This is a genomic window from Streptomyces sp. NPDC046860, from assembly GCF_040645115.1.
In the GTDB taxonomy this organism is placed as follows: domain Bacteria; phylum Actinomycetota; class Actinomycetes; order Streptomycetales; family Streptomycetaceae; genus Streptomyces.
In genome coordinates, this window is the sequence record NZ_JBEYXQ010000010.1 from 54,445 (window position 1) to 71,741 (window position 17,297).

The following is a 17,297-nucleotide window of genomic DNA, read 5'->3' on the forward strand; positions in this document are numbered from 1 at the left end:
CCTGACGCCATGTCAGACGACGAAGCGCATGAGCTGCTGGGGTTCGACAACGCCGTACTGCCCGTGGGGGACCTCGGGGAGGCTGTGGGGTTCTACGAGCGGGCCGGGTTCGACGTGGGGTTCCGGTTCGACGAGGGCGGGATCGCGCTGCTGAAGGTGGGCGGGGAGACGCCCGGCATCCTGCTGCGCCACGAGGAGGGGCTCGGGCGCCGGCCGCCCTCCTGGCCCTCGCCGCGCCTGTGGCTGGAGGTGCCGGACGCGCGGGCGGCGGCGCGGCGGCTGGCGGAGGCCGGGATCGAGCCGATGGACGAGGCGATGTCGACGGCGACCGGACGGACCGTCGAGTTCGCGGACCCGTGGGGCAACGTCTTCGGGTTCACCGACTACACCAAGCGCCCCGAACTCGCCCGCAGGGCTTGAGATCCAGGTCTCGCACCACTTGGTTGAACACGTTCAAAAACAGGTCTACAGTCATCCCTGTCAGCGTTTTGAACGCGTTCAAGAAGGGGTGGGGCATGGACCGCACCGTCATCGCCTACGTGATCTACCTGGCCGTCAGCATCGGGCTGACCGTCTGGGTCGCCCGCACGCTCAGCCGCAACGGACGGGTCTTCCTGTCCGACGTGCTGCACGGCAACGAGAAGCTCGCCGACGCGGTCAACCACCTGCTGGTGGTGGGCTTCTACCTCGTCAACCTCGGCTTCGTGACGCTCTACCTGAGCGACGACGGCACGATCGACGACACCCGGGGGATCTTCGAGACCCTGTCGGCCAAGCTCGGCGTGGTGCTGCTCGTGCTCGGCGCGATGCACCTGGGCAACGTCTTCGTGCTCAACAAGATCCGCCGGCGCGGCCTGATGGAGCGGGAGACGCAGCCGCCGGTCGCCCCGCAGGGCTGGCTCCCGCCGACGGCCGGGGCGTGAGCACCGTGACCGGCGCGGCGGACCGGGGCGTCACGAGCGCCCCGGTCCGGGGGCTGACCGTCCTCTACGACGCCGAGTGCGGCCTCTGCGCCCACCTGCGCGACTGGCTGCTGCGGCAGCCGCAGTCGGTCCCGCTGGAGCTGGTGCCCGCCGGGTCGGCCGAGGCCCGCGGCCGGTTCCCCGGCCTCGACCCCGCCGGCACGCTGGAGGAGATCACCGTGGTCGGGGACTCCGGGCAGGTGTACCGGGGCACGGCGGCCTGGATCGTGGTGCTGTGGGCGCTGCGCGAGCACCGCCCGCTGGCGCACCGGCTCAGCTCCCCCACCGGCGCGGTGCTGGCCCGGGGCGCGGTGCTGGCCGCGGCGAAGTACCGGGGCGCGCAGTGGGGCGGGCGGCGGACGTACAGCCGCGCGGACGGCTGGCGGTACCTGCCCGAGCAGGGCTGGGTGTACGACCCGCCGTCCTGCTCGGACGGCTCCTGCCCCACTGGTTAGGCTCTCCTACCGTGCCCGCCAAGAACGACGGCCCCGAGGCCGGACCCCAGAGCAAGTCGGAGCAGACCCGCGCGCTGATCCTCGAGACCGCGATGCGGCTGTTCCAGGAGAACGGCTACGACAAGACCACGATGCGGGCCATCGCCAAGGAGGCCGGGGTCTCGGTCGGCAACGCCTACTACTACTTCGCGGGCAAGGAGCACCTGATCCAGGGCTTCTACGACCGGATCGCCGCCGAGCACCAGGTGGCGGTCCGGTCGGTGCTCGCCCGGGAGACGGAGCTGGAGGCGCGCCTCGCGGGCGTGCTCACCGCCTGGCTGGACATCGCGGAGCCGTACCACGAGTTCGCCGTGCAGTTCTTCAAGAACGCGGCCGACCCGGACAGCCCGCTCAGCCCCTTCTCCCCCGAGAGCGCGCACGCCCGCGAGCAGGCGATCAGCGTCCACCGCGAGGTGCTGTCGGGCTCGAAGTCCAAGGTCTCCCCCGAACTGCGCGACGCGCTGCCCGAGTTGATGTGGCTCTCCCAGATGGGGCTGGTCCTCTACTGGGTCTTCGACCGTACGGAGAACCGCGAGCGCAGCTACCGCCTGGCCCGCCGCGGCGCCCGCCTCACGGCGCGGGGCGTAGCCCTGTCCCGCTTCCGGGTCCTGCGGCCGCTGGTCCTGGAGGTCCACGAACTCTTCAACGACTTCCTGCCGGGGATGACGAAGGCCCTGCCGGCACCGCGCGGCCGGAGCTGATCCCGCCCGCGCGGCGAGTCATCCCCGCGCGGGGCCGGGGTACACGGTGGGCACCCGAACACTTCGCACGAGAGTGGTGCCCCTCATGGCCGAGACCCAGGACGTCGTCGAACTCATCCTCCAGGACCACCGCCGCATGGAGGACCTGTTCCGGCAGATGCGCAGCGTCGAGGCCGACCGGGCCGGGGCGCTCCAGGAATTCGCCGGTCTGCTGGTCGCGCACGCGCTGGCCGAGGAGGCCGAGGTCTACCCCGCCCTGAAGCGGTACCGGAACATCGACGACGAAGAGGTCGAGCACGGCGAACACGAGCACGACGAGGGGAACGAGGCCCTGCTGCACCTGCTGGAGGTGAAGGAGGTCGGCTCCGAGGAGTGGGACTCCAGGCTGGAAGAGCTGGTGGAGGCGATCACCCACCACACCGACGAGGAGGAGCGCACCATCCTCAACGGCGCCCGCGAGAACGTGGCGATGGAACGGCGCGAGGAACTGGGCGCGGCCTTCGTCGCGGACCGCGACCGCCGCCTCAAGGACGAGCCGGGCTCGGTCGAGAACCTGCGCCGGATCGTCGGTTCCTGACCTCGCCGCCACAGGGGTGCGGGCCCCGGCCAAGGCCCGCGCCACCTCCCGTCGCGTACGCCGCCGCGGTCAGGCGGGGACGCCTGCCGCTTGCCACCAGGCACGGGCAACGCTGCCCGCGTCCATGCGCTGAGAAGCGAGCGCCCTGTCCGCAAGCCTCCGCGTCAGGCGGAGTCGCTCTGCAACGCGCCGAGAACCGCCGCGAGGCTCTGCGGGGCGCGGCGGGCGATGTTGTGGCCGACGGGGATCTCGTGGACCCGCCAGTCCGGGTCGTCGCGCAGCCGCTCGGTCAGGGTCACGAACGGGCTGCCCGGCCACGCGCCCCCACTGATGAACGTGCGGCCGAGCGCGGGGTGGGATGGGCCTCCCAGGCTGATCGACTGGACGAAGCTCGCCAGCGGGTGCGGTCGTGCGCGAGGGTCGAGCCCTTCGGGGACGGCGACCCATCGACCGTCGGCACGGACGCCGGCGATGAACAGTTCCCGGAAGGTGTCGCTGGTCAGGGACCAGCAGGAATCCCCGTCGTCCGGGACGTACGCGTCGATGAAGACGAGCTGTTCGAGGCGGTCGCCGAGCCGGTCCGCGACACCGGCGATCACCATCCCGCCGTAGCTGTGCCCGCACAGTGCGACGGGCCTTCCGCCGCCACGGTCGATGGCCTCTGCCACCTGGTCGATGTGGGCATCGAGGTTCGGCGGCCGGTCCGCATCGGCCGGGCCGTCCGGCTCCAGTCCCGACAGGGTCACCGCCTCGACGTGGTGGCCGCCCCGGCGCAGCTCGGCGGCGACCGGTTCGAACACCCAGCCACCCTGCCAACCACCCGGCACCATCACGTACTTCATCGAGTGATCGTAGGCCGGGCCGAGGCGGGCGGGAAGAGCCGGTCAGTGCCTCGCGGCGTGTCGGAGGGACGCTTCCGTGCCGGGACGGAAGGGTGTCCACCCCCGACATAGCACCAGGGAGCGAACGATGCCCGAAGTCACCACCCCGTACGCGACCGGCACACCCTGCTGGGTCGATCTGATGGCGCGGGACCAGCAGGCCGCGCTGGACTTCTACCGTGACCTGTTCGGCTGGCAGGGCGCGCCCGGCCCGGCGGAGTTCGGCGGCTACGCGGTCTGCGAGCTGCAGGACCGGCCCGTCGCCGGTGTCGGCCCGACGATGGCCCCCGAGGGCGCGCCGGAGCCGCCCACCGTGTGGACCAGCTATCTGGCCACCACCGACGCGGTGGCCACCCAGGACCAGATCGTGGCCGCGGGCGGCACCCTGCTGGCGCCGGTGATGGACGTCGGCACCCTGGGCCGGATGCTGGTCGCCGCCGATCCGCAGGGCGCGGTGTTCGGGGTGTGGCAGCCGGGCGACTTCTTCGGCGCGGGGGTGGTGAACGAGCCGGGCGCGCTGACCTGGAACGAGCTGCACACCAGCGACGTGGAGGCCGCCACCGCCTTCTACGGCGAGGCGTTCGGCATCGAGATCATGCCGATGGAGGGCCACGACTCGTACTGGGAGCTGCGCGTGGGCGGCCGTACGGTCGGCGGCGCGACGCTGCTCGCCAACGACCCGCCGGGCACCCCGGCGCACTGGCTGACGTACTTCGCGGTGGACGACGTGGACTCCACCGTGGACGCGCTGGTCAGGCGGGGCGGCAATGTCCTGGTCCCGCCGTTCGACATGGCCGCGGGCCGCATGACGGTGGTCACCGACCCGCAGGGCGCCCCGTTCGCGATGATCAAGCCGGGCCGTCCGTGACCCCGTAGCGCCTCCGGCGCGGCGGAGGACCTTGCCGGCCTCCGCCGGCCGCTCGGCGCCGAGTCCGTCCCGGCGCGGGGAACAGGCGGTCCGGTCGGCGCGGTTGTGACGGTCGGGATCGCGGTGTCCGCCGCGCATCCGGACCGAGACGTGTTCCGCAGGAGGACCCTCATGACCGACCGGCCCTTGACGCTCATGGCCGTGCACGCCCACCCCGACGACGAGGCGACCGGAACCGGAGGCGTCCTCGCGCGGTACGCGGCCGAAGGCGTCCGGACGGTGCTCGTGACGTGTACCGACGGCGGGTGCGGTGACGGGCCGGGCGGCGTGAAGCCGGGCGAGCCCGGCCACGATCCGGCGGCGGTCGTCCGGATGCGCCGTCAGGAACTCGAGGCGAGCTGCGAGGTCCTGAAGATCAGCGATCTGGAGACGCTGGACTACGCCGACTCAGGGATGACGGGCTGGGCGAGCAACGACGCCCCCGGTTCCTTCTGGCGGACCCCGGTGGAGGAGGGCGCGGCCCGCCTGGCGGAGCTGATGCGGCACTACCGCCCCGATGTGGTCGTCACCTACGACGAGAACGGTTTCTACGGCCACCCCGACCACATCCAGGCCCACCGCATCACGATGGCGGCGGTGGAGATGAGCGGGCTGACGCCCAAGGTGTACTGGACCACCGTCCCCCGCTCGCAGATGGCCCGCTTCGGCGAGGTCATGCGCGAGTTCGGGGCGGACATGCCGGAGCCCGACCCCGCCGAGGCCGCCGCTCTGGCCGAGATCGGCCTTCCCGACGACGAGATCACCACCTGGGTGGACACCGCCGCGTTCAGCGGTCAGAAGTACGACGCGCTGGCCGCGCACGCCAGCCAGGGCGAGAACATCTTCTTCCTCCGGATGGGCAGGGAGCGGTTCGGCGACATGATGGGCACGGAGACCTTCGTACGGGTCCGGGACACCACCGGCGCGCCCACCCCGGAGGACGACCTCTTCGCCGGACTGCGCTGAGGCCGCGCCCCCGACTACGCCTCCCGTGACGCCAGTTCGATCACCGTGATGTCGGACGGGGCGGCGACGCGCGTCGGCGGACCCCACGCGCCCGCGCCCCGGCTGACGTACAACTGGGTGTCGCCGTAGCGTTCCAGGCCCGCCACCGTCGGGTTCGCCGCCTTGGCGATCAGGTTGCCGGGCCAGAGCTGGCCGCCGTGGGTGTGGCCGGAGAGCTGGAGGTCGACGTCGTAGCGCACGGCGTCGTGGATCTGGACCGGCTGGTGGGCCATGAGGACGCAGGCGCGGGCGGTGTCGCGGTCGCCGAGGGCCCTGGCGAAGTCCGGGCCGTGACCCTCGCCGCGGCCCTGGAGGTCGTTCACTCCGGCCAGGTCGAAGTGGGGCAGCTCGGTGCGGGCGTTCTCCAGGGGGCGCATCCCGAGCGCGCGGACCTCTTCGAGCCACTGTTCGGCGCCGGAGAAGTACTCGTGGTTGCCGGTGACGAAGAACGTGCCGAGCCGGGACTCCAGGCCCGCCAGCGGAGCCGCCGCCGGTCCCAGGTTCTTGACGCTGCCGTCCACCAGGTCGCCGACGACCGCGATCATGTCCGGCCGGGTGGAGTTGATCGTGTCGACGACCGTCTGCGCGAAGCCCCGGCCCAGCACCGGGCCCAGGTGGATGTCGCTGACGACGGCGATACGGAAGCCGTGCGCGGCCCGCGGCAGCTTGGCCAGGGGCACGGTCACCCGCTTCACCCGCGGGCCCCGCAGCACCCCGTACGTCCCCCAGCCCGCCGTTCCGAGCGCCACCGCGGCCGCGGTGCCTCCGGCGACGCGGGAGACGAAGAGGCGGCGGGTGAGGGCCGCGGAGGCGAGTGCCATGGCGTCCGGCTCCGCGGGCGGGACCGGGGCGGCGGGCGCCTCGTCGGCCGGCGGCTCCGCCGCGGGCACCGGCACCCGGTCAAGACCGGCGAACACGGCTTCCCGCGTGGCCCGCCGGGCGCGCCGCCCCGCCCAGACGCGCACCGGCTCCGTGGCGACCGTCGCCAGCAGCAGGTACAGCGCCAGCGCCATCCACAGGAACCCCGGCCAGGCCAGGGCGCGTTGGAGCCAGAAGGGGGCGCCGGAGCGTTCGGCGACCAGGGCGGCGATCATCAACAGCGGAGCCGCGACGAACAGGGCCGTGCCCGCCCGGCGGCCCACACCGCGCGGGCGGGTGGTGTCGCGGACGAGGCGGCGCCAGACATACCAGTGGAGGCCCGCCACGAGGGCCAGTACGGCCAGGGCGACGAACACGAAGACGATGACCACCCGACGCGATCCCCTATGACGTCCGACGCAATGCGCGCAGTCCGCGCAACCCGATGACCCCGACGACCGTCCCCAGTACGAAGGACACGACCGCCAGCAGCAGGTGCACCCAGAAGTAGGCCGTGGGACGACCGTCGTCGAAGGCGAGACCACTGCCGTCCGCAACGAGGTTCTTGACGAAAGTGACCCAGATGACCCAGCTCCACACCCCGAAGGCGAGCAGGAACCAGGAGACCGGGCGGCTGAGCTTCATGACTCCAGTATCGCCGCCCGCTGTCCGGTTCCGTGGCCGGGGTGGAGCGGGAGGCGGGACTTCACAGCCCGTGGCAGGTACGTTCTCGATCGTGTCCGCTCCGAAGAAGATCGCCAAGCGATCCCTGTTGATCACATCGGCCGCGCTGCTGACCGTTTCCGTCACCGCACCGGCCGCTCTCGCCGCCCCCAAGCCCTCCACCAGCCCCACCACCGCACCCCCCGCCCGGATGTCCCAGGTGGGCGGCGCGCGCCTCGGTGTCCCCGGCACGCAGGTGAACCTCGCCCCGGGCGTCCCGGTGCTGCCCAAGGACCTGACCGCCCGGTCCTGGATCGTCACCGACGCCGAGAGCGGCGACGTCCTCGCCTCGCACAACGCGCACTGGCGGCTGCCCCCGGCGAGCACCCTGAAGATGCTGTTCGCGGACACCGTGCTGCCCCGCTTCCCCAAGGACCAGCGCCACCAGGTGCTGCCCACGGACCTGGCCGGGATCGGCGCAGGTTCGAGCATGGTCGGGATAAAGGAGAAGGAGTCCTACACCGTCCACGACCTGTGGCTCGGCGTCTTCCTGCGCTCCGGCAACGACGCCGTCCACGTGCTCTCCGCGATGAACGGCGGCGTCGCGCGGACCGTCAAGGACATGCAGGCCCACGCCGACGCCCTCCAGGCCCGCGACACCCACGTGGTCAGCCCCGACGGCTACGACGCCCCCCAGCAGTACTCCTCGGCGTACGACCTCACGCTGTTCGCCCGCTCCGGGCTGCAGAAGAAGGACTTCCGGGAGTACTGCTCCACCGTGCGGGCCAAGTTCCCCGGCGCCACCACGCACAAGGGCAAGGGCAAGGGGACCCGTGAGGCGTTCGAGATCCAGAACACCAACCGCCTGCTGAGCGGCGACGCGGACATCTCCGTCTACCCGGGCATCGCCGGGGTCAAGAACGGCAACACCACCAACGCGGGCGCCACCTTCACCGGCGTCGCCGAGCGGGGCGGCAAGGTGCTGCTGGTCACCGTGATGAACCCGGAGAAGCACGAGCACAACGAGGTCTACAAGGAGACCGCCCGGCTCCTCGACTGGGGCTTCGGCGCCTCGGGCAAGGTCAAGCCGGTCGGCACGCTCGTCCCGCCGCTGAACGCCACCCCGAGCGCCCGGCCCAGCGGGGCGCCCAGCGCCGATGTCACCGGCGCCCCGCAGGGCACCGCGGGCGCCGGGTCCGAGCCGGTGAAGGGCGCAGCCGCCGCCCAGGGCGGCTCCCGGGGCGCGGGCACCGCCCTGGCCGTCACCGCGGGCGTGCTGGTGCTGCTCGCGGGCGGCGCCTTCCTGATCAACCGCCGCTGGCCGCTGCCTGACCTGATGCGTCGCCGGACGCGCCGGTGACCTTCCCCTCCTCGCTGCGCGTCGCCGTCCAGGCGGCGCAGTACAGCACCAGCTTCGAGGTGAAGTTGATCCACAGCAGCAGGGCGACGGGGACACCGAAGGCGCCGTACACGTTCTTCGTGGCGACGCCCTGGATGTAGCCGCTCAGCAGCAGCTTCAGCAGCTCGAACCCGACCGCGCCGAGCAGGGCGGCCACCACCAGGCGGCGGCGCGGCGGTTCGACACCGGGCAGCAGGCTCAGCACGTACAGCAGCACCAGGAAGTCGGCGAGCACGGCGACGGCGAACGCGGCCACCCGCAGCAGGACGGTCCCCCAGCTGTGCTCGTCCAGCCCTATCGAGCCCGCGAGGCGTCCGATGGCGGCCGAGGCCAGCGTGGAGGCGGCCAGGGTCACCAGCAGGGCGCCGCCGAGCCCGACGAGGACTCCGGCGTCCTTCAGCTTCAGCACGACCGGGTTGCCGTCCCGCTCGGGCAGCTCCCACACCGCGCGCAGGCAGTCCCGGACCTGGCCGACCCAGCCGATGCCGGTGAACAGCAGCGCGGCACCGGCGATGATCCCGACCGTGCCGGCGTTCTGCGCCAGGGAGGCGAGGTCCAGCTGGTCGCCGAGCCCGGGGAACTGGTCGGCGATCTCGTGCTGGACGGTGCGCTGGCGGGCCGGGCTCATCGTGGCCGCCGTGATCGCGGCGGCGACCGTCAGCAGCGGGAACAGCGCCACGAAACTGACGAACGTGATGGCGGCGGCGAGCCAGGTCCAGTTCACCCGGTCCAGGCGCGCGTACGAGCGCCACGCGTGCGTGGTCATCAGCCAGGTCACGATCGGCCCGATGCCGGGCAGCTTCTTCAGCCAGTCCATGATCCGCCTCTGCCCTCGTCGCCGGGACTCCATGTGCCGATACCCCGGATCAGCGGGGACCCGGCAGCCACCGGGGGCCGCGTCCCATTAATCACCCATTGCGGGGAGCCCGGCGCCGCCTTGCGACTCTTCCCCCATATGCGGACGATACGGTCACCCGCATGTCTGCTGTCTGCGGCCCTCCCCGGTCCCTCCTCGTCCTCGGCGGCACATCGGAGATCGCGCTGGCCACCGCGCGCCGCCTGGTCGCCCGCCGCACCCGCACCGTCTGGCTCGCGGGGCGCCTGGGCCCCGCCCTGGACCGCGCGGCCCGCGGCCTCGCCGCGCTCGGCGCCGACGCGCGCACGGTCGCCTTCGACGCCCTGGACCCGGAGTCCCACGAGACCGCCCTCGGCAAGGTGTTCGCCGAGGGCGACGTCGACATGGTGCTCCTCGCCTTCGGGGTCCTCGGGGACCAGGCGCGGGACGAACGCGAGCCGCTGCGCGCGGTGCGGGTCGCCGCCACCAACTACACCGGCGCGGTCTCCTCCGGCCTGGTCGCCGCCTCGGCCCTCCAGGCCCAGGGGCACGGCGCGCTGGTGGTGCTCTCCTCGGTGGCCGCCGAACGCGCCCGCCGCTCCGACTTCATCTACGGCTCCAGCAAGGCCGGCCTGGACACCTTCGCCCAGGGTCTCGGCGACGCGCTGCACGGGACCGGGGTGCAGGTCATGGTCGTGCGCCCCGGATTCGTGCGCACCCCCCACACCGCCCACCTGGCGCCGGGGCCGCTCTCCACCACCCCGGAACAGGTGGCCGCCGCCGTCGAACTCGGCCTGCGCCGGGGCTCGGAGACGGTGTGGGTGCCCGGCGCGCTGCGCCCGGTGATGTCGGTGCTGCGGCACGCGCCCCGCGCGCTGTTCCGCAGGCTGCCGGTCTGAGCGGGACCCGTCAGCGGCTGGCGATGGTGTCGCGCTCGGCCGCTCCGGCCTGCGGCGGCACCACGGGGCTGCCGAACGGGTAGTCGCGCAGCTTGCGCCACACGCCGTCCGGGCCCTGCTCGTACAGCGCGAACCCGGTGCACGGCCAGGCGGCCTCGAAGCCGGCCAGCTCCTCGAAGGCGCGGTCCATCGCCGCCTCGTCGATGCCGTGCGCCACGGTGACGTGCGGGTGGTACGGGAACTGCAGCTCGCGCGGCACCGGCCCGGAGGTCTCCCGGACGTGGGCCTGGAGGGAGGCGCACTCCTCGGCGCCCTGCTCGATCCGGACGTAGACGACCGGGGAGAGGGGGCGGAAGGTGCCGGTGCCGGACAGCCGCAGCGGGAACGGGCGGCCGGCCGCCGCGACCTCGGCGAGGTGGGCGTCGACGGCGGACAGGTCCGCCTCCTCCACCTCGGTGGGCGGCAGCAGCGTGATGTGCGTGGGGATGCTGAGCGCCGCGGTGTCGCCGAAGCCCGCGCGCCGCTGCTGGAGCAGGCTGCCGTGAGGCTCCGGGACCGCGATCGACACGCCGATCGTTACGATCCCCACGTCGTCTCCTGTCATCGCGTGCTGTCTACTGCGGCCGTCTTCGCGTACGGCCCTCGGCTATCGACTGTACGACCACGGGTGCCCCCAGGGCAGGCGCAACGGAAGTGATGTACGGCGCTCTGCCCCACCGGACACGCGTGCGGTCGCACGGACGGGGGCGGCTGTGCGCCCCCGCCGCGCCGGTCAGTGCTTCGCCGCCAGGAAGCCGACCCGGTCGTAGGCCAGCGCCAGGGTCTCGGCGGCCACGGCACGGGCCTTCTCCGCGCCCTTGGCCAGGATCGAGTCCAGCGTCTCGGTGTCCTCGAGGTACTGCTGGGTGCGCTCGCGGAAGGGGGTGACGAACCCGGTGACGATCTCGGCGAGGTCGGTCTTCAGGGCGCCGTACATCTTGCCCTCGTACTCCCGCTCCAGATCGGCGACCGGCGTGCCGGTCAGCGTGGAGTGGATGGTGAGGAGGTTGCTCACGCCGGGCTTGTTCTCCCGGTCGAAGCGGATCACCGTGTCGGTGTCGGTGACCGCGCTCCTGACCTTCTTCGCCGTCACCTTCGGGTCGTCCAGCAGGTTGATGAGGCCCTTCGGCGTGGACGCCGACTTGCTCATCTTGACCGCCGGGTCCTGGAGGTCGTAGATCTTCGCCGTCTCCTTGAGGATGTACGGCTTCGGGCTGGTGAAGGTCTGGCCGAAGCGGCCGTTGAAGCGGTCGGCGAGGTCACGGGTCAGCTCGACGTGCTGGCGCTGGTCCTCACCGACGGGGACCTCGTCGGCGTTGTAGAGCAGGATGTCCGCGACCTGGAGGATCGGGTACGTGAAGAGGCCGACGCTGGCCCGGTCGGCGCCCTGCTTGGCGGCCTTGTCCTTGAACTGGGTCATGCGGGACGCCTCGCCGAAGCCGGTGAGGCAGTTCATGACCCAGGCGAGCTGGGCGTGCTCGGGCACCTGGCTCTGCACGAAGAGGGTGCAGCGGTCCGGGTCCAGACCCGCCGCGAGGAGCTGGGCGGCCGCAAGGCGCGTGTTGGCCCGCAGCTCCGCGGGGTCCTGCGGAAGCGTGATCGCGTGCAGGTCGACGACCATGTAGAAGGCGTCGTGCGTCTCCTGGAGGGCCACCCACTGGCGGACGGCGCCCAGGTAGTTGCCCAGGTGGAACGAGCCTGCGGTGGGCTGGATACCGGAAAGCACGCGGGGTCGGTCAGTCGCCATGCACACCATTGTCTCAGGTGTGGAGAGTGGTGACGGCACCGCACCGGCCCCGCGCGGGGGCGGCTGTCAGCCGAGGTCGATCTCCGGGTAGAGCGGGAAGCCCGCCACCAGGTCGGTGGCCCGCCGGGAGATCTCGTCCGACGTCTTCGGGTCCAGGACGTGCTGGGCCTTGGAGGGGGCGCCCGACTTGGTGGTGCCCGGCTCCGTGGCCGTCAGCACGCGGTCGATCAGGCCGGCCACCTCGTCCATCTCCGGCGTGCCGAGACCGCGGGTGGTCAGGGCGGGGGTGCCGATGCGGATGCCGGAGGTGTACCAGGCGCCGTTGGGGTCGGCGGGGATGGCGTTGCGGTTGGTGACGATGCCGGAGTCCAGCAGGGCGGCCTCGGCCTGACGGCCGGTGAGGCCGTAGGAGGCGGCGACGTCGATCAGGTTGAGGTGGTTGTCGGTGCCGCCGGTGACCAGGGTGGCGCCGCGCCGCATCAGTCCCTCGGCGAGCGCGCGGGAGTTGTCCACGACCCGCTGGGCGTAGTCCTGGAAGGAGGGCTGCCGGGCCTCGGCCAGGGCGACCGCCTTGGCGGCCATCACGTGCGGCAGCGGGCCGCCGAGCACCATCGGGCAGCCCCGGTCGACCTGGTCCTTGAGCGAGTCGTCGCACAGCACCATGCCGCCGCGCGGGCCGCGCAGCGACTTGTGCGTGGTGGTGGTGACGATCTGGGCGTGCGGGACCGGGTCGAAGTCGCCGGTGAGGACCTTGCCCGCGACCAGACCGGCGAAGTGCGCCATGTCGACCATGAGGGTCGCGCCGACCTCGTCCGCGATCTCCCGCATGATCCGGAAGTTCACCAGGCGCGGGTAGGCGGAGTACCCGGCAACGAGGATCAGCGGCCGGAATTCGCGGGCCTGGGCGCGCAGCGCCTCGTAGTCGATCAGGCCGGTGGCCGGGTCGGTGCCGTAGGAGCGCTGCTCGAACATCTTGCCGCTGATGTTGGGCCGGAAGCCGTGGGTGAGGTGGCCGCCCGCGTCCAGGGACATGCCGAGCATGCGCTGGTTGCCGAAGGCCTGGCGCAGCTCGGCCCAGTCGGCCTCGGACAGCTCGTTCATCTGGCGCACGCCCGCCTTCTCCAGGAAGGGGACCTCCACCCGGTCGGCGAGGACCGCCCAGAAGGCGACCAGGTTGGCGTCGATGCCGGAGTGCGGCTGGACGTAGGCGTGCCGGGCGCCGAACAGCTCGCGGGCGTGCTCGGCGGCGAGGGCCTCGACGGTGTCCACGTTGCGGCAGCCCGCGTAGAAGCGGCGGCCGACGGTGCCCTCGGCGTACTTGTCGCTGAACCAGTTGCCCATCGCCAGCAGGGTGGCCGGGGAGGCGTAGTTCTCGGACGCGATCAGCTTGAGCATGTCGCGCTGGTCGTGGACCTCCTGGCCAATCGCGTCGGCGACGCGCGGCTCGACCGCGCGGATGACGTCGAGGGCGGCGCGGTAGGCGGTGGACTCGGCGGAGCCGGACGGGGCGGGGTTCTCGGGCATCGGGGCCTCCGGACAGGGCGTCTGTGTCGTCGTGTTCGGTTCGGCCCAGGCGCACGGCACTGATCTTCCGGGCCGCTCCCCGATGGTTGGTCCCATCCCAGCGCGCCAGTCACGGCCCACGACCAGCCTACCGGCCGTACGGGGCGGACGGCGCGCCGTCTCAGAGGATGACGTGCGGCAGGAAGCGGGCGTAGGAGTCGGTGATCAGGCCGGAGGACTCGCGGATGCCGAGGCCGGCCGCCTCGTCGCCGACGACCCAGGCGCCGAGGACGACGTGGTTGCCGTCGAAGGCGGGCAGCGGGGCGAGCGCCTGGTAGCAGCAGGGCTCCTCGTGCGGCGCGGGCGGCGGGCTGCCGGGCGGGTGCAGGGTGACGCCCTCGCCCTCGCGGCCGAGCAGCGGCTTGGCGGCGTAGCCGGTGGTGCCTGCCAGCTCGCGGGGGCCGTCCAGGTGGGCCGGGAGGAGGTTCGGGTGGCCGGGGTACAGCTCCCAGAGGATCGCCAGCAGGGCCTTGTTGCTGAGCAGCATCTTCCAGGCGGGCTCGATCCACAGGGTGCTGCCGGTGCCGCCGCCGTTGTCCAGGGTGTCCAGGACGTGCCCGGCGAACTCGTCGGTGGTGAGCCATTCCCAGGGGTAGAGCTTGAAGATCGCGCGGATGAACTTCAGCCGGTTGTCCACGAAGCGGCCGGAGAGGGTGTCCCAGCCGATCTCCTCCATGGCGAGCCAGTCGGTGGCGAGCCCGGCCTGCTCGGCGGTCTCCTTGAGATAGGCGACCGTCATCAGGTCCTCGCCCAGTTCGTCGGCCGAGGAGTGCGCGAAGTGCAGCGGGGCGTTCGGCGGGAGCAGCTTCGCCTGCTTGCGCCAGACGTCGACCAGCCGCTCGTGCAGCGAGTTCCACTGGTCGGCGCCGGGGAAGCGGTCCTCCATCCAGAACCACTGCGCGGAGGCGGCCTCGACCAGGGAGGTCGGGGTGTCCGCGTTGTACTCCAGCATCCTCGCCGGGCCGGTGCCGTCGTAGTGCAGGTCGAACCTGCCGTAGACGGACGGGAGTTCGTCGCGGCGGTGCCATGCCTCGGTGACCGCGGCCGCCACCCGCGGGTCGGTGATGCCGAGGTCGGCGAGGCGGCCGCGCTCCACCAGGTGCCCGGCGGCGGCCAGGCACATGGCGTGCAGTTCCTCGACGGTCTCCTCCAGCGCCTCCACCTCGGCAAGCGAGAAGACGTAGTAGGCGCTCTCGTCCCAGTAGGGGCGCAGGCTGCCGTCGGGATGGCGGGTGAGCGGGTAGACGATCCCCTGCTCCTCGACGGTGCGCTGCCAGTCGGGCCGGGGCGTGATCGTACGGCGTTCCATGTGCGTGCTTCCCGGTCCGGTCAGCCGCCGGAGCTGCCGTGGCCGCTGCCGAAGCCGCCGCGGTGCACGCTGTGGTTGTCGTCGTCGTAGTGCGAACCGCCGGAGGAACCACTGGACTTGCCGGGCCGGGTGAAGGAACCGCCGCGGACCCAGGAGCCCTTCTTCTTGCCGCCGTAGTAGTAGGCGCCGTTGGCACCCGTGGTGAACTTGCAGTTCTTGTCGGAGACGATGTGGTAACCCTTGGCCACGTTGTAGCTGTCCCGGTCCACGCAGCGCTTGTCCGGGTCGGACGAGCAGGCGGTGAGGGCCACGGCGAGCAGCCCCATGCCGCCCAGGACGACTGTGGTGGACCTGAGTTGTGCGCGGGTGTCAGGCATGTTCTGTTCTCCCCCGTCGGTAGTGCGTTCGACCCACCCTAGAGACCGGCGCGCCGGTGCGCACCGGTACCCCCGGTCGTTTTCTACGGCAGGGCCCGGCACAGGGCCTCGAGGACGGTGGACCAGGTGCTGTCGGGCGGGGTGCCGTAGCCGACGACCAGGGCGTCCAGCGGGTCGGCGACGGCCAGCGGGTGGCGGTAGAAGGAGAGGCCGTGCAGGGCGAGCCCCTGCCAGCCGGCGGCCTGCAGGACCGTCTGCTCGGTGCCGGGCGGCAGCCGCAGCACCGCGTGCAGCCCGGCCGCGATGCCGGTGACCGTCACCTCGGGCGCCCGGTCGGCGACGGCGGCCGCGAGGGCGTCACGGCGGCGCCGGTAGCGCAGCCGGGCGGCGCGGACATGGCGGTCGTAGGCGCCGGAGGCGAGGAACTCGGCCAGCGTCAGCTGGTCCAGCACGCCGACGGTGTCGCTGTGCCCCTTGGCCGCGGTCAGCTCCGCCATGAGCGCCGGGGGCACCACCATCCAGCCCAGGCGCAGACCGGGGGCGAGGGCCTTGCTGGCGGTGCCCAGGTAGACGACGTGGCCGGGGTCGAGGCCCTGGAGGGCGCCCACGGGCTGGCGGTCGTAGCGGAACTCGCCGTCGTAGTCGTCCTCCAGGATCAGCCCGCCGGTGCGCCGCGCCCAGTCGACGACGGCGGCCCGCCGGTCGGGGTGCAGCGGGGTGCCCATGGGGAACTGGTGCGCGGGGGTGAGGAGCACGGCGCCCTCGCGGCTCAACGCCCCCGTTTCGGTGCCCAGTTCGCCGTACGGCAGCGCGGTCGTCGTCAGGCCCGCCCCGGCGAGCAGGTCGTGGTGCACGTCGAGGCCGTACGACTCGACGGCGACCGTGCGGGCACCCCGGCCGCGCAGCACCCCGCCCAGCAGGCGCAGGGCGTGCGAGAAGCCCGCGGTGATCAGCACCGAGCCGGGGTCGGCGCGCACACCCCGGACCCGGGCGAGGTATCCGGCGACGGCGGCGCGGAGTTCGGGGCGCCCGCGCGGGTCGCCGTAGCCCAGGGCGTCGTTGGGGGCCCGGTTCAGGGCGCGGCGGGCGGCCCTGAGCCACTCGGCGCGCGGGAAGGCGGCGAGGTCGGGGGTGCCGGGGACCAGGCTGTGGGCGGGGCGGCCCGGCGGGCGGCGCCGGGCGGGCGCGGCCTCCGCGCCGGCCGGGGACACCGCCCGGTCGGCCACGCGCGTGCCGGAGCCCTGGCGGGCGGTGAGCCAGCCCTCGGCGACCAGGCCGGCGTAGGTGTCGGCGACGGTGTTGCGGGCGATGCCGAGGTCCGCCGCCAGGGTGCGGGAGGACGGCAGGCGGGTGCCGGGGGCGAGCCTGCCGGTGCGTACGGCGTCGCGCAGCGCGTCGGTCAGCCCCCGGCGCAGGCCGCTGCTCCCGGCCGGTTCGAGGTGCAGGTCGATGCCCAGATTGGCCCATGAATCCGCCATGGGAATGGACCATACTCCTGGGCTGCTTCGCTCCTAGGCTTCCCGTATGGACACCACGGAGAACACAGGCGGTTACGCCCCCGAGCACCCCGCCCGCATGGCCTGGACCGAGCACGCGCCGGACGTCTACAAGGCGATGGTCCGCCTCGACGCCGCCGCCCGGAAGGGCCTCGACCCGACGCTGCTGGAGCTGGTGAAGATCCGCGCCTCCCAGCTCAACCACTGCGCCTTCTGCCTGGACATGCACACCAAGGACGCGCTGGCGGCCGGGGAGAGCCTGGAGCGGATCGTCCAGCTCAGCGCCTGGCAGGAGTCGTTGCACTTCTACACCCAGAGGGAACTGGCGGCGATCGAGCTGACCGAGGCGGTCACCGTGCTCACCGACGGCTTCGTGCCGGACGAGGTGTACGAGCGCGCCGCCAAGGAGTTCGAGGAGGCGGAGCTGGCGCAGCTGATCGCCTCGATCACGGTGATCAACGCCTGGAACCGGTTCGCCGTGTCGACCCGGATGGTGCCGGGGCACTACACGCCGGGGCAGCACAAGTAACCGGAAACCGGAAGCGGACGGCGGCGCGGCCCCCAGGCACGCGCCGCCGTCCGCGG

Annotated in this window: 20 protein-coding genes and 1 riboswitch; of the genes, 10 read left to right on the top strand and 10 right to left on the bottom strand. The window is 72.5% G+C overall.

The window, feature by feature from the left end:
- Nucleotides 1-9: 9 nt before the first annotated feature.
- The 5 genes from ABZ898_RS16610 (at nt 10) to ABZ898_RS16630 (ending at nt 2,734) form a co-directional block, all read left to right on the top strand.
- Nucleotides 10-420, top strand: a complete 411-nt coding sequence (locus ABZ898_RS16610) for a VOC family protein (RefSeq protein WP_361658551.1) — start codon at nt 10-12, stop codon at nt 418-420.
- A gap of 95 nt (nt 421-515) precedes the next feature.
- Nucleotides 516-923 (top strand): hypothetical protein, encoded by a 408-nt coding sequence (locus ABZ898_RS16615; RefSeq protein ID WP_361658554.1) that lies wholly within the window; start codon nt 516-518, stop codon nt 921-923.
- A gap of 5 nt (nt 924-928) precedes the next feature.
- Nucleotides 929-1,417: a DUF393 domain-containing protein gene (locus tag ABZ898_RS16620; protein ID WP_361658993.1), complete on the top strand. Its 489-nt coding sequence runs from the start codon at nt 929-931 to the stop codon at nt 1,415-1,417.
- 11 nt (nt 1,418-1,428) lie between these two features.
- Nucleotides 1,429-2,157, top strand: a complete 729-nt coding sequence (locus tag ABZ898_RS16625) for a TetR family transcriptional regulator (protein ID WP_361658556.1) — start codon at nt 1,429-1,431, stop codon at nt 2,155-2,157.
- Between the two features lie 85 nt (nt 2,158-2,242).
- Nucleotides 2,243-2,734 carry a hemerythrin domain-containing protein gene (locus ABZ898_RS16630; protein WP_361658559.1) on the top strand — a complete coding sequence of 164 codons (492 nt, stop codon included), beginning with the start codon at nt 2,243-2,245 and terminating at the stop codon, nt 2,732-2,734.
- Between the two features lie 164 nt (nt 2,735-2,898).
- Here the strand turns inward: ABZ898_RS16630 and ABZ898_RS16635 are convergent, their stop codons facing one another.
- Complete coding sequence (locus tag ABZ898_RS16635) at nt 2,899-3,576, bottom strand: alpha/beta hydrolase (RefSeq protein ID WP_361658562.1); 678 nt, start codon at nt 3,574-3,576, stop codon at nt 2,899-2,901.
- Between the two features lie 127 nt (nt 3,577-3,703).
- Between ABZ898_RS16635 and ABZ898_RS16640 the strand changes: the two genes are divergently transcribed.
- Nucleotides 3,704-4,483, top strand: a complete 780-nt coding sequence (locus ABZ898_RS16640; protein WP_361658565.1) for a VOC family protein — start codon at nt 3,704-3,706, stop codon at nt 4,481-4,483.
- Nucleotides 4,484-4,654: 171 nt separating this feature from the next.
- Nucleotides 4,655-5,488 (top strand): PIG-L family deacetylase, encoded by an 834-nt coding sequence (locus tag ABZ898_RS16645; protein WP_361658567.1) that lies wholly within the window; start codon nt 4,655-4,657, stop codon nt 5,486-5,488.
- A gap of 14 nt (nt 5,489-5,502) precedes the next feature.
- On the opposite strand, the gene ABZ898_RS16650 is transcribed toward ABZ898_RS16645, so the two are convergent.
- Nucleotides 5,503-6,777: a metallophosphoesterase gene (locus ABZ898_RS16650; protein WP_361658570.1), complete on the bottom strand. Its 1,275-nt coding sequence runs from the start codon at nt 6,775-6,777 to the stop codon at nt 5,503-5,505.
- A 13-nt stretch (nt 6,778-6,790) separates the two neighbouring features.
- The gene (locus ABZ898_RS16655; RefSeq protein ID WP_361658572.1) at nt 6,791-7,030 is read right to left on the bottom strand and encodes a hypothetical protein; all 240 of its coding nucleotides are present in this window, start codon (nt 7,028-7,030) and stop codon (nt 6,791-6,793) included.
- A gap of 91 nt (nt 7,031-7,121) precedes the next feature.
- On the opposite strand from ABZ898_RS16655, the gene ABZ898_RS16660 reads away from it, so the two are divergent.
- On the top strand, nt 7,122-8,408 hold the full coding sequence (locus ABZ898_RS16660; protein WP_361658574.1) for a D-alanyl-D-alanine carboxypeptidase: 1,287 nt from the start codon (nt 7,122-7,124) through the stop codon (nt 8,406-8,408).
- Here ABZ898_RS16660 and ABZ898_RS16665 read toward each other — a convergent pair.
- The gene (locus ABZ898_RS16665; protein ID WP_361658576.1) at nt 8,356-9,264 is read right to left on the bottom strand and encodes a YihY/virulence factor BrkB family protein; all 909 of its coding nucleotides are present in this window, start codon (nt 9,262-9,264) and stop codon (nt 8,356-8,358) included. The genes ABZ898_RS16660 and ABZ898_RS16665 overlap by 53 nt on opposite strands.
- 161 nt (nt 9,265-9,425) lie before the next feature.
- On the opposite strand from ABZ898_RS16665, the gene ABZ898_RS16670 reads away from it, so the two are divergent.
- Entirely contained in the window at nt 9,426-10,181 is a 756-nt protein-coding gene (locus ABZ898_RS16670) for a decaprenylphospho-beta-D-erythro-pentofuranosid-2-ulose 2-reductase (RefSeq protein WP_361658579.1), read from the top strand.
- 10 nt (nt 10,182-10,191) lie between these two features.
- On the opposite strand, the gene ABZ898_RS16675 is transcribed toward ABZ898_RS16670, so the two are convergent.
- From ABZ898_RS16675 to ABZ898_RS16700, 6 genes are all read right to left on the bottom strand, one after another.
- A complete protein-coding gene (locus ABZ898_RS16675; protein ID WP_361658581.1) occupies nt 10,192-10,770 on the bottom strand; it encodes a 2'-5' RNA ligase family protein in 579 nt (192 codons plus the stop codon).
- A 183-nt stretch (nt 10,771-10,953) separates the two neighbouring features.
- Complete coding sequence (trpS, locus tag ABZ898_RS16680; RefSeq protein WP_361658584.1) at nt 10,954-11,967, bottom strand: tryptophan--tRNA ligase; 1,014 nt, start codon at nt 11,965-11,967, stop codon at nt 10,954-10,956.
- A 66-nt stretch (nt 11,968-12,033) separates the two neighbouring features.
- Nucleotides 12,034-13,491 carry a glycine hydroxymethyltransferase gene (locus tag ABZ898_RS16685; protein ID WP_361658587.1) on the bottom strand — a complete coding sequence of 486 codons (1,458 nt, stop codon included), beginning with the start codon at nt 13,489-13,491 and terminating at the stop codon, nt 12,034-12,036.
- A 36-nt stretch (nt 13,492-13,527) separates the two neighbouring features.
- A riboswitch (ZMP/ZTP riboswitch) is annotated at nt 13,528-13,614 on the bottom strand.
- 37 nt (nt 13,615-13,651) lie between these two features.
- Nucleotides 13,652-14,839 (bottom strand): glutathionylspermidine synthase family protein, encoded by a 1,188-nt coding sequence (locus ABZ898_RS16690; protein WP_361658590.1) that lies wholly within the window; start codon nt 14,837-14,839, stop codon nt 13,652-13,654.
- 20 nt (nt 14,840-14,859) lie between these two features.
- On the bottom strand, nt 14,860-15,216 hold the full coding sequence (locus tag ABZ898_RS16695) for a hypothetical protein (protein ID WP_361658593.1): 357 nt from the start codon (nt 15,214-15,216) through the stop codon (nt 14,860-14,862).
- 83 nt (nt 15,217-15,299) lie between these two features.
- Nucleotides 15,300-16,694 (bottom strand): PLP-dependent aminotransferase family protein, encoded by a 1,395-nt coding sequence (locus tag ABZ898_RS16700; RefSeq protein ID WP_361658596.1) that lies wholly within the window; start codon nt 16,692-16,694, stop codon nt 15,300-15,302.
- 46 nt (nt 16,695-16,740) lie between these two features.
- On the opposite strand from ABZ898_RS16700, the gene ABZ898_RS16705 reads away from it, so the two are divergent.
- Nucleotides 16,741-17,241, top strand: a complete 501-nt coding sequence (locus ABZ898_RS16705) for a carboxymuconolactone decarboxylase family protein (RefSeq protein WP_361658599.1) — start codon at nt 16,741-16,743, stop codon at nt 17,239-17,241.
- The last annotated feature ends 56 nt before the right edge of the window (nt 17,242-17,297 follow it).

Excerpts from the sequence above, each read along its gene's own strand:
- ABZ898_RS16610 (WP_361658551.1), top strand. The coding sequence starts at position 10 with ATGTCAGACGACGAAGCGCATGAGCTGCTGGGGTTCGACAACGCCGTA.
- ABZ898_RS16615 (WP_361658554.1), top strand. The coding sequence starts at position 516 with ATGGACCGCACCGTCATCGCCTACGTGATCTACCTGGCCGTCAGCATC.
- ABZ898_RS16630 (WP_361658559.1), top strand. The coding sequence starts at position 2,243 with ATGGCCGAGACCCAGGACGTCGTCGAACTCATCCTCCAGGACCACCGC.
- ABZ898_RS16635 (WP_361658562.1), bottom strand. The coding sequence starts at position 3,576 with ATGAAGTACGTGATGGTGCCGGGTGGTTGGCAGGGTGGCTGGGTGTTC.
- ABZ898_RS16640 (WP_361658565.1), top strand. The coding sequence starts at position 3,704 with ATGCCCGAAGTCACCACCCCGTACGCGACCGGCACACCCTGCTGGGTC.
- ABZ898_RS16645 (WP_361658567.1), top strand. The coding sequence starts at position 4,655 with ATGACCGACCGGCCCTTGACGCTCATGGCCGTGCACGCCCACCCCGAC.
- ABZ898_RS16655 (WP_361658572.1), bottom strand. The coding sequence starts at position 7,030 with ATGAAGCTCAGCCGCCCGGTCTCCTGGTTCCTGCTCGCCTTCGGGGTG.
- ABZ898_RS16665 (WP_361658576.1), bottom strand. The coding sequence starts at position 9,264 with ATGGACTGGCTGAAGAAGCTGCCCGGCATCGGGCCGATCGTGACCTGG.
- ABZ898_RS16670 (WP_361658579.1), top strand. The coding sequence starts at position 9,426 with ATGTCTGCTGTCTGCGGCCCTCCCCGGTCCCTCCTCGTCCTCGGCGGC.
- trpS (WP_361658584.1), bottom strand. The coding sequence starts at position 11,967 with ATGGCGACTGACCGACCCCGCGTGCTTTCCGGTATCCAGCCCACCGCA.
- ABZ898_RS16685 (WP_361658587.1), bottom strand. The coding sequence starts at position 13,491 with ATGCCCGAGAACCCCGCCCCGTCCGGCTCCGCCGAGTCCACCGCCTAC.
- ABZ898_RS16690 (WP_361658590.1), bottom strand. The coding sequence starts at position 14,839 with ATGGAACGCCGTACGATCACGCCCCGGCCCGACTGGCAGCGCACCGTC.
- ABZ898_RS16695 (WP_361658593.1), bottom strand. The coding sequence starts at position 15,216 with ATGCCTGACACCCGCGCACAACTCAGGTCCACCACAGTCGTCCTGGGC.
- ABZ898_RS16700 (WP_361658596.1), bottom strand. The coding sequence starts at position 16,694 with ATGGCGGATTCATGGGCCAATCTGGGCATCGACCTGCACCTCGAACCG.
- ABZ898_RS16705 (WP_361658599.1), top strand. The coding sequence starts at position 16,741 with ATGGACACCACGGAGAACACAGGCGGTTACGCCCCCGAGCACCCCGCC.